The following is a 13,375-nucleotide window of genomic DNA, read 5'->3' as shown; positions in this document are numbered from 1 at the left end:
TGGGTTGATGGTGTCGCTTGGGACGAGGGGTGAATGTGATGATGCGGGTGTCGCGGTTTGTGGTGTTGGTGGGCGGCATCTGCGGTGTTGCGTTTGCCGATGACCAACACTTGGCCCAACCCCCGGCGGTCAGGCAATATCGGCGCAGGGAAAGGCGATAACACGGAGTTCGTAATCAAATAACACGAACTCATGGGGCTTTGTTATCGGATAACAAGGGGAGAATAATGAAGCAAAACCAATATGCTACACATCACCCACCAAACCCGACCCCACCGGAACAAACCCCGGCCCCTGCCGAAAAACCCTCAACGTGTCAAAAAGCGATAACACCCCCCAAACCCCCATAACAAACGATAACACACAAATACGTGTGAAAAATACGATTACAGAATCGGAAACGGAGTCAGGAGCTTTGGTTTTCCGGGATGATTCGACCTTTCCAAGGTCATCGCCGATCAGAAGACGAATCAAAAACCCCATCCGTGATGACGACACCACGGATGGGGTTGATTTCGGTCGCCGGGGTTCGTCGCCCTAGGCGTCCCGGTCCATGATCCACTGAACAGCCGGGTCGGCCTGGAACCGCCAGTTGCGGCGGGGGCCTGCCATGACGTTGAGGTAGTACATCTCGAACCCGTATGGCGCTCCGCAGGGGTGATGCCCGCGCGGGACCAGAACCACATCGCCGTCGCTGACGGCCATGGTTTCATCAAGCGTACCGTCCTCAGTATAGACTCGCTGGATGCCAAAGCCCTGAGAAGGGTTCAGACGATGGTAATAGGTTTCCTCCAGATAGGTGATCCGGGGGAAATCGTCTTCATCGTGGCGGTGGCTGGGGTAGCTGGACCAGTGGCCCGCCGGGGTGAACACTTCGGTCACCAGCAAGCTGTCGCAGTAATCCTCTGCCTCCATCGCGATATTGTTGATGTAGCGGGTATTGGTGCCCTTGCCACGTTCCGTAAGCCTGATGCCGTCAGGGCCGATGCGGCGAGCAGCGTGCCCGCCTTTGCCCGGCGCAGCGCAGATTGCAATGGTGCAGTCCGTTGTTGCCGTTGCCTTCCAGTCGCTGTCGTTAGGAACATAGAGCGAATGCGGCGGGGTCTTTTCGAAGACATTCATACGGTCACCAAGTTCACCCCAGTCCTGCCCGGCGGCAGTGACTGTGGCTTTGCCCTCGACCATTACCAGGATCACTTCGTTTTCACCGGTCGACTCGCCAACCACATCGCCTGCACGCAGCCGGTAGAGCGAGAAGCCCACATAGCGCCAGCCGGCAGTTGCGGGTGTGACGTGATGCACCTTGCCATGGGTGCCGAAGGGTTTCAGCAGCAGGTCAGCCATTGTCATTGTCCTCGTCTTCTTCCGGAGGCACCCAGGCATACAGCAGGTGATAGGCTGTATACCCACCGATTGCCCCGAAGATCATCGCCCAGGTGCCCTCGTCCAGGGCAAGTTCCATCGCCGCCCATGCAAAACAGAACACGACGGTGCTAATCCGAATCCAGAGCGGCCGGAAAAACGGGTGTCGCATGTCAAACATGGGCGGTTCCTTTCAAAACTCAGGCGCGGGTCTGTACCGTCAGCCCCGCACGGTCACAGACCGTCAAGATATGCTCATAACCTAGTTTTGAATACTCGTAAGGGGGCGCTTTGGCAGGGTCCTGTTCCGCCTCGACCACGATCCAGCCTGCATACTGCATTTCTTTCAGCTTGTCGGCCACCGCCTGGAAGTCGATGCAGCCATCTCCGGGCACGGTGAACGCGCCGGCAATCACCGCGTCAAGGAAGCTGCGGTCATTGTCGCGCACATCCTTCACGACGTCGGGGCGAATATCCTTGAAATGGACGTGATGGATGCGGTCGGCCCACCGGTTCATGACCGCCATGACGTCACCGCCGCCAAACAGCATATGGCCGGTATCGAAACATAGCTGAAGCTCGGGCCCCGAGCCTTCCATCAGCCAGTTCACATCATCTTCGCTTTCGATAATGGACCCCATATGGTGGTGATATGCGAAGGGCATCCCCTGCCCCGTGACCCATTTCGCCACTTCAGTCAGCTTGGCCGCATAGGCCAACACCTCGTCGCGGGTCAGTTTCGGGCGGTTGTTGACCGGTGCGCCTTGCATCCCCTGCACGGTGTTTGAACATTCTGCATAGACAATGCAGGGCGCACCAAGGGCCACGAACTGCTCCACTTGCTGGCTGATCGCCGCAGATTCCTCGGCCACGCTGTTCACCAGCGTATTGCCCGAGCACCAACCGCCGCAGAGGGCCAGATCATTGGCCTCGAGATAGGCCCGCAGCCCCTCGGTATCGTGGGGCATACGCTGGCCGCGCTCGACGCCGGTATACCCGATCTCGCGGGCCTCTTGCAGGGCCTGCTCCATCGTATAGGCGGCGGTAATGTCCGGCAGGTCGTCGTTCTGCCATGCTATGGGAGAGATCCCGATTTTGACGCTCATTGGTCTTGCTTTCAGACGGTGCGCTGTGTCTTGCGCTTGGTTTCGTAGTTGGCGCGGGCTTCGTTCACCTGCGGGCGAGTGCTGACCTCGGGAACACCCACTTCCCACCAGCTGCCGCCATGGGGGGTGGAGGGATACGGGTCGGTATCCAGTACAATGGCGTAGACACCGTCATGGTCCTTTGCCTTTGCCAGATGGTCCTCCAGCTCTGCGACGCTGCCTGCCTTCACGGCTTTTGCACCCATGCTGGCCGCATGCGCAACAAAGTCGATCTGCGACGGGTTCACGTGGTGGGATTTGTCGAGAAGATTGTTAAACTCTTCCCCACCGGTGCCCATCTGCAGCCGGTTAATACAGCCGAAGCCCCGGTTGTCGGTGATCACCAGCGTGAACTTTGCCCCCATCATGCAGGCCGTGGCCAGCTCCGAGTTGGCCATCATGTAGGTGCCGTCGCCGGTGAAGCAGACGATGTCGCGCTCGGGCTCGGCCATCCAGATGCCAAGCGCGCCCGCGATCTCGTAGCCCATGCAGCTGAACCCGTATTCCATGTGGTAGCTGCCGGGACGGCCTGCTTTCCACAGCTTGTGCAACTCGCCCGGCATGGTGCCGGCGGCGCACATGACGACCGTATCAGGGCCAGCGGACCGCTGCACCGCACCAACAACCTGCATATCGGTCGGCAGAGCGTTCGCGTCCTCCTCTGGCGCGTCTGTCAACGGATCGACTTTGGCGAACCAGTCGGTTTTCAACGCTGAGTCCGGGGCGGCAAAGGTCTTGTCACCAAGGGACGCAGACAGTGCCACAAGCCCCGCCTTCGCGTCGCAGCACAAGGGTTCTGCCCCGTGTTTCATCGCGTCATAGGCCTGCACATTAAGGCTTACGAGCTTACGCGCCGGGTTGGCGAACAACGACCATGATCCGGTGGTGAAGTCCTGGAAACGTGTGCCCACGCCAATCACCACATCCGCCGATGCGCAGACCCTGTTGGCGCTTTCCGCGCCGGTCACACCGATGGGACCAAGGTTTAGCGGATGGTCCCAGGGAAGGGCAGATTTGCCTGCCTGAGTTTCAACAACGGGGATCTGATGCGCCTCGGCAAAGGCGGCAAGCGCCTCGGTCGCATGGCCATAATGGGTGCCGCCACCCGCGACAATGACCGGATTTTCGGCGCTCTCCAGCAGCTCGGCCACCCGCGCCAGCTCTGCCGGATCGGGCTGTACTTCACGACGGTGCCACACGCGTGGCTCAAAAAACGCCTCGGGGTAGTCAAAAGCCTCGGCCTGCACGTCCTGACAGAAAGCCAGCGTCACCGGCCCGCAATCGGCGGGATCCGTCATCGTCCGCATCGCGCGCGGCAGTGCGGTCAGCAGCTGTTCGGGCCGGGTTATCCGGTCGAAATAGCGGCTGACAGGCCGGAACGTGTCGGTTGCGGTCACGGTGCCATCGGCAAAGTTCTCGGGCTGCTGCAACACCGGATCGGGGCCACGATGCGCGAAGACATCGCCCGGCACGAAAAGGACCGGCAGACGGTTCACATAAGCCAGCGTACAGGCCGTCACCATGTTGGTGGCGCCGGGGCCGATGGAACTGGTCACCATCATCGCTCGGTCACGGCGCAGCTGTTTGGCATAGGCAATTGCCGTGTGCGCCATAGTCTGTTCATTATGGCCGCGATAGGTGGGCAGCGCATCGCGCTGATGATACAGCGCCTCTCCCAACCCAGCCACGTTGCCATGGCCGAAGATCGCCCAACATCCGGCGATATAAGGCACGCCCTCGGGCGTCATCTGCGCGGCGAGGTACTTTACCATCGCCTGCGCGGCAGTCAGTCGGATCGTTGTCATGCTACCTCCTTCGCCCGCGCACGGGCCTCGTCCCAGATCGCGCAAAGACGCGCGTAATTGTCTGCCATTTGATCGACTGCTTCGCCTGCAGTGATCGCGTCTTTCATGTAGGCCTCTGCCGCTGCGCCAAAGATCGTGCGCCCGACGGCAAACCCCTTCACGAGCGGGAACCGTGCAGCCACCTTGAAGCTCTCGCGCAATGCTTCTTCGGTCGCTGCCAGCCCAAGAACAACTATGCCTCGCGTATAAGGATCGTTGCGCGTGATTGCGTCGCAGGCCGCCTGCCAACCGGCGTCGGTTGTCATCGGCTCCAGCTTCCACCAGTCCGGGTATACACCCAGATCGTAGAAACGCTGGATGATCTGCGCGGTTGTCTGATCATCTACAGGGGCCACTTTCGACGGAATAACCTCCAGCAGAAATTCCAGCCGGTTGCGACGCGCCGCGTTGAACAGCCGAACAATCGTGTCTTCCTGCCGGGCCCACATATCCGCATCGTCGTCCGGGTGGCAGAAGCACAGGACCTTCACCACATTGTCGAGCGGCCATTCGTTGAGGCCCCCGTAGTCCGGCCCGATCTCGGGTTCCAGCACCAAGGGGCGCGAACCCGGCCATTCCACAGGCCGCCCCACCCAAAGGCCAGTGCCCGTCGCCTTGTAAAGCGCATCGCGCCCAAGCCGTCCGTCACACAGAATGCCGTAACCTGGCTGACCGTCCGCAACCTTCAGCGCCGCATCCAGGCACAGTTCCTTGAAAGCGCCGATCTTGTCCTTGGTGGCGCCTTCCAGTTCTTCCAGCTGCATCCGGTGATCGAAGGCAAAGCTGCGGATCGAGGACCAGTCGCCCTTGCGATTGGTAGACCAATGGACGTTTTCCAGGACCATATCCTTGCGCAAGGCCGCGTTCTTCACGCCACGTTCAAGGAAGAATTGCAGTTCTTCCCAGCTTGGATAAGCGGGGGTACAGCCATGGCGGCTGACCGCAAAAGCCCCGCAGGCATTGGCATAGGTCAGTGCCGTGGGCCAGTCTGCACCGTCAAGCCAGCCTTTCAACAGCCCCGACATAAACCCGTCGCCCGCCCCAAGAACATTGAACACCTCAATGGGAAAGCCTGGGCCGGTCTGACCGTCATCCAGGCTATCGGGAATGTCGCCCTCAAACGCCACAGCACCCATCGGCCCGCGCTTGCACACCAGCGTTGCACCCGATACCGCGCGCACCGCACGCAGTGCCGCGATCGTATCCGTCGTGCCGCCTGCAATGTGGAATTCTTCTTCCGTGCCGACGATCAGATCAAACAGATGCAGCGTCGATTGCAGCTTCTTCGTGACCGCCTCGGACGCGATGAAACGGCTTTCCCCATCACCATGACCTGCCAAACCCCAAAGGTTGGGACGATAGTCGATATCGAGCGCTGTCTGCGCGCCTGATTCACGTGCGAGCCCAAGCGCCTTCAGCACCGCAGCCTCGGTCCGGGGATGCGACAGATGTGTGCCCGTGGCCACGACCGCCCGCGCTTCGCCGATGAAAGCCGGATCAATGTCATCCTCGCAAAGCGCCATATCGGCACAATCTGACCGGTAGAAGATCAGCGGAAACTGATCCTGATCGCGGATGCCAAGCAGCACCAGCGCAGTCAAACGCTCCGGGTCCGTCTTCACGCCCCGAACATCGACACCTTCGCGCACCAATTCCTCGCGAATGAAGCGACCCATATGTTCGTCGCCAACCCGCGTGATCAACGCCGAGCGCAGACCAAGTCGGGCCGTTCCCGCCGCGATATTGGTGGGCGAACCGCCAATGTATTTCTGGAAAGACCCCATATCTTCCAACCGGCCACCAACCTGCTGGCCATACAAATCAACCGAGGACCGGCCGATGGTGATCACATCAAGCGGCTTCATGAAAGCGCTCCTTCAATTTGGGTCAGGGGCGTGATGCCCCGATCTGTCAGCTCAGCCGAACCGCCTGTCCGGTCTGGGCCGAAATCACAGCCGCTTCGGCTAGTTCCAATGCCTTCAACCCGTCTTGCCCGGTGGTGGGCGTTTGGACTCCTTCTGCCACCGCCGCGACGAACGACGCGATCTCGTTTGCATAGGCGGCAACATAGCGGGACATGAAGAAATTCAGCAGTGGCGGACGGCAATAGCCCTCTGCATTCGCCACCTCGATATTTGCTTCATGCTGGTTTTGCGCACTTACGGATCCGGTCGATCCAAGCACCTCGATCCGTTGATCATAGCCATATGCGGCACGGCGCGAATTGGTGATAACGGCCTGCTTGGCGCTAGCCGTACGCAGGATCACACTGGCGCTGTCGAAATCGCCCAGTTTTCCAATCTCGGGGTCGGTCAGGACAGACCCCTGCGCCATGACCGTTTCCACTTCCTCGCCGAGCAGCCAGCGGGCGATGTCAAAGTCGTGGATCATCATGTCCCGGAAAATGCCGCCAGACACCTTGATATACTCATAGGGCGGCGCTCCCGGATCGCGGCTGGTGATCGTGACCATTTCCACATTCCCGATACGGCCCTCATCAATCGCTGCCTTTACCGCCATGAAATCGGGGTCGAAACGACGGTTGAAGCCAACCATCAGTGTCGCACCGCTTTCCTCGACCGTGGCCAATGCCTGCTTCACGCGGTCCACGCTTAGATCGACGGGCTTTTCACAGAAGACAGCCTTTCCCGCACGGGCGAATTGCTCGATCAGGTCAGCATGAGTGTCGGTTGGCGTACAGATCACGACCGCGTCGATGTCATCCGATGCCGCGACCTGATCAATCGTGCGCAAATCGCATCCAAATTTGGCCTGAGCCGCCTTGGCCGCGGCCTCCATCGGTTCGGCAATCGCCACCAGGCGTGCCCCATCCACGGAGGCGATGGCGCGGGCGTGAACCTGCCCGATGCGGCCTGCACCTAGTACCCCAAAACGAACGGTCATCTCGCTCTCCTGAACCTTTGTATAGTGTTGGAATTCGATCGGTGGCGTGCATCCCACGCCACCGATCTGGCTCTTTGTCAGACGGTTCCGCCGAGCGAACCTTCCAATGCGACCAGTTCTTGGCCACCGGCCATCATGTCCTGCAACTCTTCCGGTGTGATCTGACCGCGTTGCGCGGTGCCCAGGGTCTTGCCCCGATTCAGAACCGTGAAGCGATCACCGACTGCCATCGCATGCCGCACATTGTGGGTGATGAACACCACGGCAATGCCTTGCTTGCGCACTTTGTCGATCGTCGCCAGAACGTTTGCAGTCTGCCGCACACCAAGCGCCGAGGTCGGTTCATCGAGAATGAGAACCTTGGCACCGAAATGGACGGCCCGCGCAATAGCCACGGTCTGACGTTCACCGCCCGACAATGTGCCCACGGCCTGATCCGGCCCGCGCAGGTTGATGCCCATCTTGCGCATTTCTTCCATGGTCACTTTGTTCGCGTACTCATGGTCAAAAAGCTTCAGCGGACCGACCTTCTTCACCGGTTCATTGCCCATGAAGAAGTTGCGGCTAACCGACATCAGCGGGATCATCGCCAGGTGCTGGTGCACAGTTGCGATCCCGGCCGAGATTGCATCGCGCGGGTCTGCGAAATGCATCGGCTTGCCTTCGAACATGATTTCACCCGCCGTCGGCTTGTGAACGCCAGACATGGTCTTGATGAAGGTCGATTTGCCTGCACCGTTGTCGCCCAGAAGGCAGTGGCATTCGCCCGGGAAGACATCGACCGACACACCGGCAAGGGCAATGACCGAACCGAAGTGCTTTTCGATTTTGCGCATCTCGATGATGGGAGCGTGTTCACTTGTCATCTTAACGTTCCCCCGTGATCAGGCGGCGAATATAGGTGTTCAGGATCACCGCGAGCAGCAGGATGACACCCAGGAACACCCGGAAGAGCGAGCTTTCCACACCGGTGAAGAAAAGGCCCTGTTGAACCACACCAAAGATCAGCGCACCAAGCGCCGCCCCGATGACCGATCCGTAGCCGCCGGTCAGAAGAGCACCACCGATAACCACCGCGATGATGGCTTCGAACTCTTTCAGGATGCCGCGGTCAGCAGCCGCGGAGCCGAATTCCATCACCTGGCAAGTCGCGAAAACCGTGGCGCAGAATGCGGTCATGATGAACATCTTGACCTTCACGGCATTGACGGGAACACCAGAGTTCCGGGCCGCCTCTGCATCGCCACCGGCTGCAAAGATCCAGTTTCCGAATTGCGTGCGGGTCAGCAGGAAGTGACCGAAGATCACCAGAACGATAGCCCAGACAATCAACATCGGGATGCCATCGACCACCGGCTCGCCAGCACGCGTGCCGCGTTCGAACACCTCGATCCAGCCACGTTCGCCAAGGAATTCGAAGAACCAGCCTCCGATCTGACCACCAAACAGCGGGGCAAGCCAATCGCCCTCGGCAACCTCGGAAATCCCCCCAATGATGGTCCGGTTCTGCAACTGCTGAGGGATGAAAATGGTGAAACCACGAAGGATGAACAGGAAGGCCAAGGTCACGATGAAGGACGGTAGGCCGGTTTTGACGACGATATAGCCGTTCAGCGCCCCAATGCTCATGCAGATCAGGAAGGCGAGAATGATGGCAAGCCAGACTGGCCAGCCAAGCGTTACAGAGAAGATTGCGATCATCATGCCGGCAAAACCGATCATGGAGCCAACGGACAGATCGAATTCACCAGCGATCATCAGAAGGCACGCCCCCACGGCAATGATCATGAACTGGGCGGAAACGGTGCTCCAGTTCAGGATGCCCTGAGAATTGAACATGCCGCTGTTACCGGCAAAGATGGCGAAGAACAGAAAAACAATTACCGTGCCGCAGATGCCGCCGAGTTCGGGGCGGATCAGGGCTTTGCGGAAGGAGGAAATCTCCTTGACGCGTTCGTCCTGCACAGAATTCTGAGCGGTGTTTGTCATTGGTAAACACTCCGCGTGTTGAAGGGCTTCATGACGAATCCCAGTTTAGAAGAGGCGAAGGGCAGCGTCCTGCCACCCTTCGCCAGGGAGAGTCTTCTTAGTAAGATTAGCGGTATTCGCCCGCGAAGCGTTCCACCATCTCAAGCCCGTCTGCGGTCACGAAACCGGGGCCCGAGTTGATGTTGTTGCCGGGAAGCACGCCATAGCGGTGGTAGTTGGTCATGACGATCACCGGCAGGTAGGCCTGAAGGAAGGGCTGCTGATCGATGCCCCACTGGATCACGCCGTCACGCAGGCCCTGAACGATGTTCTCGCCCAGGTCGAAGGTGCCGAAGTAGATCTCGCCGGCCATGCCGTTCTGTTCCAGCGCCAGGATGGTCGGGTCAGCAGAGGTCGGCCCGAGGGTAAGGATGGCGTCAGTTTCAGGGTTGGTGTTCAGGTAGGCCAGAACACGGTTCTGAATTTCGGCCGGGTCCTGGCCCGAGTCGATCATCTGGCTGCCAAGCTCGACGCCAAGTCCGTCGGCAAAGCCCTGGCACCGCTCGGTGGAGGACGGCGAGGAGATGTAGTGGTTAACGCAAAGGAAGCTTTCCACGCCATCACCGGCTGCGCGCAGACCAGCTGCGTAGCCTGCATCATATTCGGGCTGACCGACATACATCAGAGCGCCGACTTCGCGGGCCTGATCAGGCGTACCAGAGTTGATAATGATCACGTCAACACCGGAATCCACCGCGTTGCGGATCGGGCCGGACAGCACGTCATAGTCTGCCAGCGTGGTGATGATGCCATCAGGGCCGGACGCGGCTGCCTGCTCGATGATCCGCGCCATGTCGGCAAGGTCACCGGTGGGGGGGTTGCGGTATTCGATCTCAACGCCCATCTGGTCGCCCGCCAGCGCAAGGCCGTTGCGGATCGTGTTCCACCAGCTATCGCTGTCGGGTGCGTGGCTTACCAGAACATAACGCTCGCCATCGGCCAGCGCCGGGGCTGCCATGCCGGTCAGGGTTGCGCTGGCGGCAACCGTTGCTGCAATCAAGGTCTTTTTCATCAGGTATCCTCCCAAGTTCGGTGTCCGGCACACCATTTCTCTAGCCGGAAGCCCCGTAAGGGGCGATTTCACGCACCACTCAGGCCGCTGTGGCCCTTAGATGCGATGCGATGAATTCAATTGATCCTTTGAGCCCCTCTTCGATGCTGTCACTTTCCTGAACATCAGGAGAGAAGCATTCAAAAGACAGCGGCCCGCGATATCCCCCGGCAACAAGGCCGGAGATCTGTTCTACTGTTCCAAGCTGATCGTGCTCATCGACGAAAACGCGGTGTTCATCGCGCATGTCGGATCGAGTCAGCGTATCGTTCACCACACCCGAGATCTGCACCAGTGCCGTATGGTCTGGGAACAGTTCACCCTCGCCATCCAGGAAGTGGTGAAAGGTGTTGTGCACAATCTTGAGATGTTCTTTGGCATCCAGCGTGTCGATTATGGCAACGGCCTCTGCTTTGCTGCGCAGCGACGATGTCATGAAACCAAGCGGTTCGATCAGGCCGATCATCCCGACTTCTTTCAACAGCGGCAGAAGCGTCTTGATTGCAATCCTCAGATTAGCCTGCCGTTCACCGTTCGCACATCCGATTCCATCATTGCGGGGGGTGAAGGACACGGCCTCGGCGCCACAGGCAACCGCTGCTTCCAGAAGGCCCCTGGCACTGGGGGATTGTTCCGGCGGCCAAGAGTTGAATGCGCAGATATGGTTCAGCGCCACTACGCGCAGCCCAAGGTCCCGGGCCATCGCCCCTGCTTCCCCCGGATCAATGCCGTCGAAAAGAGATCTGTTCAAATCGTTGCGCAGTTCAACACCGTCGCAGCCAACGCGTTTGGCGAGTTCCAGAAACTCGACAAACCCTAGCTGAGGGGCTGTAACCTGGTTCAACGAAAAAAACATTCATCCTCCCTATGCCAAGCTGTGAATGCAGCAGCTGACGTTGGGAAAGCTGTTGGAAGGCGACGATTCCGTCAATCGGTGTCGCTTATTTTTGGTCATAAATGACGTTTTCTGCGTGCGCAAAAATGACGTTTTTACGTCACTAAATCATCTCTGGAAGATAGATGCGCGATTGCAGAAAATGTTGTCCTACTACAGTGTCTTCGCTTGATTGAACCGCATGAACCATCAGCTCGATCAGGTCGGTACACAGGGTATCAAGAGGCGTGGCAATCGCCATGACGGCATAGCCATCCGCCAATGCAGCGCGGCTGTCATCCGTCAGTTCATTGACCACCAAAGCAACCTCATGTGGCTGGCGCATTTCCCGCAAAGCCGCAAATGCGCCCTCCATTCCGCCCCCCGCGATAAAGATTCCGCGCAGGTCGGGATGACGCGTCAAGAGATCGAGCGTCGCCTCATAGGTCAGCTCGCGCGTTTCCAGGTTGACCAGCGTATCAAGCACAGGCAACGCAGGCGCATTTTCGCGGATGAAAGACCGAAACCCCACTTCGCGAAGGTCATGTCCATGCCATCGGTTGCCGCCGACGAACAGCGCCAGTTTGCCGGGTTGCTTGACCGATCTGGAGATCATCCATGCCGCAACACGCCCGACTTTCACATTGTTTGACCCCACGTAGTAGCGCCGGATACCTTGGGCAAAGTCATTCAACAGCGAAAAGACCGGAACGCCCTTGGCTTGCAGATCCTGGACCACGCGGTTCAGGCTTTGGTGGTTCACAGCCACGCAGGCCAGCGCGTCCACTCTGCGCCCAAGGCTTTCCATCAGGCTGGCAAATTCCTCTGGGGCTTGCGACTTGGCATAGCGAATAACGGCCTGCCCTTCGATATCCGTTCGGGCCGCGACGGCCTTTTCGATTTCCTTCGAAAATAGCTGATAGAACGCCTGTGAGGGTTTCAGGAGCACAAAGCCTAACCGCATCTTGGGTCGGTCCGGCGCCATCCGATGTTCAATCAACCCGCGCGCGTGGTATCCAACCTTGTGCGCGGCCTCGGCGATTTTGCGCAGGGTCTCCTCTCGCACTTTCATGCGACCGTTCAGGGCCCGATCAACAGTCGAAACGCTGACCCCGGCCTCGCGGGCCACATCTTTCACGGTCGAACGCTTCGCCATCATCACCTCCTGCCAGAGACGTCATTTATGACGTGTTTTGGGCAGGGCTGGCAATCCGCAACTGCGCAGGCTTACAGTTCTTCCCGCCATGGCGGGTTGGCCCCTGCCCTGCTGACGGTGATCGCGGCGGACTTTGCCGCGAGGGTCAAAGCACTGCGCATCTGATCTGCGCTGACCTCTGATACCCCGGTTTTGGTTAGCACGCCTTGTTCCGACAGGCTGGCCATAACTCCGGCGTTGAACGTGTCGCCTGCACCAACAGTGTCCACTGCCGTGACGCGTTCGGCGGCGACGCTCACGTCCGTTCCATCAGACAGATAGGCGGTAGCCCCTTCGCCCCCACGAGTCAGGACGACGATTTTGGGCCCGGTGCCCCGCAACATGTCCAGCTTGGCCTGAAGCGACTCGGGGCCTGGGTAGATCCAGTTCAGATCTTCGTCCGAAACCTTGACGATATCGGTCAACCGCAACATCCGCGCCAGCCGATCCCGGTAACGGTCGGCATTCTTGATGAAACCGGGTCGAATGTTTGGGTCCATCATCACAGCGCGACCCGCGCCTTCGCGCTCAACCAGAGCGGCATAGGTGTCGGCGCAGGGTTCCACGGCCAGGCTGATGCCGCCAAAAAACAGCGCACTGACCTCGTCCGTCAGATCGGGCAGATCCTCGGGCCGGATCATGCGCCCGGCGGTGTTCTCATCGAAGAAGGAATACGTGGCGTGCCCATCGGTCAGTTTGACGAAGGCCAGCGTCGTCGGGCGGTCGGACTGGATCACACGACTTACATCCACATGGCTGGCGCGCAGCGCATCGGCCAGTTGCTGACCAAACATGTCGGTCGACAGACCCGTGACCATCCCGGTCTGCACCCCAAGGCGTCCCAGCGCAATGGCGGTATTAAAGACCGCCCCGCCCGAATGGGGCACAAACCCATCCCGTCCGCTTTCTAGGGTCGGACTGGGAATCATGTCAATCAAGGCTTCGCCACAGCAGAGGATCATGGGTCTTCGG

12 protein-coding genes are annotated in these 13,375 nt (G+C 59.3%); all 12 read right to left on the bottom strand.

All coding sequences use genetic code 11. The annotated features are described in order from the left end of the window. Positions 1–537: 537 nt before the first annotated feature. Positions 538–1,344, bottom strand: a complete 807-nt coding sequence (gene iolB / locus ACROHD_RS17560) for a 5-deoxy-glucuronate isomerase (RefSeq protein ID WP_432679711.1) — start codon at positions 1,342–1,344, stop codon at positions 538–540. After that, positions 1,337–1,543 (bottom strand): hypothetical protein, encoded by a 207-nt coding sequence (locus tag ACROHD_RS17555; RefSeq protein ID WP_432679710.1) that lies wholly within the window; start codon positions 1,541–1,543, stop codon positions 1,337–1,339. Before ACROHD_RS17555 ends, iolB begins: the two co-directional genes overlap by 8 nt. A 19-nt stretch (positions 1,544–1,562) precedes the next feature. After that, complete coding sequence (gene iolE / locus ACROHD_RS17550) at positions 1,563–2,468, bottom strand: myo-inosose-2 dehydratase (RefSeq protein ID WP_432679709.1); 906 nt, start codon at positions 2,466–2,468, stop codon at positions 1,563–1,565. A gap of 11 nt (positions 2,469–2,479) precedes the next feature. Beyond that, entirely contained in the window at positions 2,480–4,312 is a 1,833-nt protein-coding gene (gene iolD, locus ACROHD_RS17545; protein ID WP_432679708.1) for a 3D-(3,5/4)-trihydroxycyclohexane-1,2-dione acylhydrolase (decyclizing), read from the bottom strand. Then, complete coding sequence (locus ACROHD_RS17540) at positions 4,309–6,216, bottom strand: bifunctional 5-dehydro-2-deoxygluconokinase/5-dehydro-2-deoxyphosphogluconate aldolase (RefSeq protein ID WP_432679707.1); 1,908 nt, start codon at positions 6,214–6,216, stop codon at positions 4,309–4,311. The genes iolD and ACROHD_RS17540 overlap by 4 nt, the downstream gene beginning before the upstream one ends. A gap of 46 nt (positions 6,217–6,262) precedes the next feature. Next, positions 6,263–7,255, bottom strand: coding sequence for an inositol 2-dehydrogenase (iolG, locus tag ACROHD_RS17535; RefSeq protein WP_432679705.1), 993 nt, complete (start codon positions 7,253–7,255; stop codon positions 6,263–6,265). Positions 7,256–7,332: 77 nt separating this feature from the next. Then, positions 7,333–8,121: an ATP-binding cassette domain-containing protein gene (locus tag ACROHD_RS17530; protein ID WP_432679704.1), complete on the bottom strand. Its 789-nt coding sequence runs from the start codon at positions 8,119–8,121 to the stop codon at positions 7,333–7,335. 1 nt (position 8,122) lies between these two features. Further along, entirely contained in the window at positions 8,123–9,244 is a 1,122-nt protein-coding gene (locus ACROHD_RS17525; RefSeq protein WP_432679702.1) for an ABC transporter permease, read from the bottom strand. A 106-nt stretch (positions 9,245–9,350) separates the two neighbouring features. Continuing rightward, positions 9,351–10,295, bottom strand: a complete 945-nt coding sequence (locus ACROHD_RS17520; RefSeq protein ID WP_432679700.1) for a sugar ABC transporter substrate-binding protein — start codon at positions 10,293–10,295, stop codon at positions 9,351–9,353. A gap of 79 nt (positions 10,296–10,374) precedes the next feature. Continuing rightward, positions 10,375–11,190, bottom strand: coding sequence for a TIM barrel protein (locus ACROHD_RS17515; RefSeq protein ID WP_432679698.1), 816 nt, complete (start codon positions 11,188–11,190; stop codon positions 10,375–10,377). A gap of 142 nt (positions 11,191–11,332) precedes the next feature. Further along, on the bottom strand, positions 11,333–12,364 hold the full coding sequence (locus ACROHD_RS17510) for a LacI family DNA-binding transcriptional regulator (RefSeq protein WP_432679696.1): 1,032 nt from the start codon (positions 12,362–12,364) through the stop codon (positions 11,333–11,335). A 71-nt stretch (positions 12,365–12,435) separates the two neighbouring features. Beyond that, positions 12,436–13,365 carry a carbohydrate kinase family protein gene (locus tag ACROHD_RS17505; protein ID WP_432679695.1) on the bottom strand — a complete coding sequence of 310 codons (930 nt, stop codon included), beginning with the start codon at positions 13,363–13,365 and terminating at the stop codon, positions 12,436–12,438. Positions 13,366–13,375: the final 10 nt, after the last annotated feature.

Source organism: Nioella aestuarii (assembly GCF_050896395.1).
GTDB lineage: Bacteria > Pseudomonadota > Alphaproteobacteria > Rhodobacterales > Rhodobacteraceae > Nioella > Nioella aestuarii.
Note: the sequence above shows the minus strand (reverse complement) of the source record. Positions and strands in the feature narration are given on the sequence as shown.

Coding starts and splice junctions, on each gene's coding strand:
- ACROHD_RS17505 (WP_432679695.1), bottom strand. CDS start 13,365: ATGATCCTCTGCTGTGGCGAAGCCTTGATTGACATGATTCCCAGTCCG.
- ACROHD_RS17525 (WP_432679702.1), bottom strand. CDS start 9,244: ATGACAAACACCGCTCAGAATTCTGTGCAGGACGAACGCGTCAAGGAG.
- ACROHD_RS17540 (WP_432679707.1), bottom strand. CDS start 6,216: ATGAAGCCGCTTGATGTGATCACCATCGGCCGGTCCTCGGTTGATTTG.
- iolG (WP_432679705.1), bottom strand. CDS start 7,255: ATGACCGTTCGTTTTGGGGTACTAGGTGCAGGCCGCATCGGGCAGGTT.
- ACROHD_RS17555 (WP_432679710.1), bottom strand. CDS start 1,543: ATGTTTGACATGCGACACCCGTTTTTCCGGCCGCTCTGGATTCGGATT.
- ACROHD_RS17510 (WP_432679696.1), bottom strand. CDS start 12,364: ATGGCGAAGCGTTCGACCGTGAAAGATGTGGCCCGCGAGGCCGGGGTC.
- ACROHD_RS17515 (WP_432679698.1), bottom strand. CDS start 11,190: ATGTTTTTTTCGTTGAACCAGGTTACAGCCCCTCAGCTAGGGTTTGTC.
- ACROHD_RS17520 (WP_432679700.1), bottom strand. CDS start 10,295: ATGAAAAAGACCTTGATTGCAGCAACGGTTGCCGCCAGCGCAACCCTG.
- iolE (WP_432679709.1), bottom strand. CDS start 2,468: ATGAGCGTCAAAATCGGGATCTCTCCCATAGCATGGCAGAACGACGAC.
- iolB (WP_432679711.1), bottom strand. CDS start 1,344: ATGGCTGACCTGCTGCTGAAACCCTTCGGCACCCATGGCAAGGTGCAT.
- ACROHD_RS17530 (WP_432679704.1), bottom strand. CDS start 8,121: ATGACAAGTGAACACGCTCCCATCATCGAGATGCGCAAAATCGAAAAG.
- iolD (WP_432679708.1), bottom strand. CDS start 4,312: ATGACAACGATCCGACTGACTGCCGCGCAGGCGATGGTAAAGTACCTC.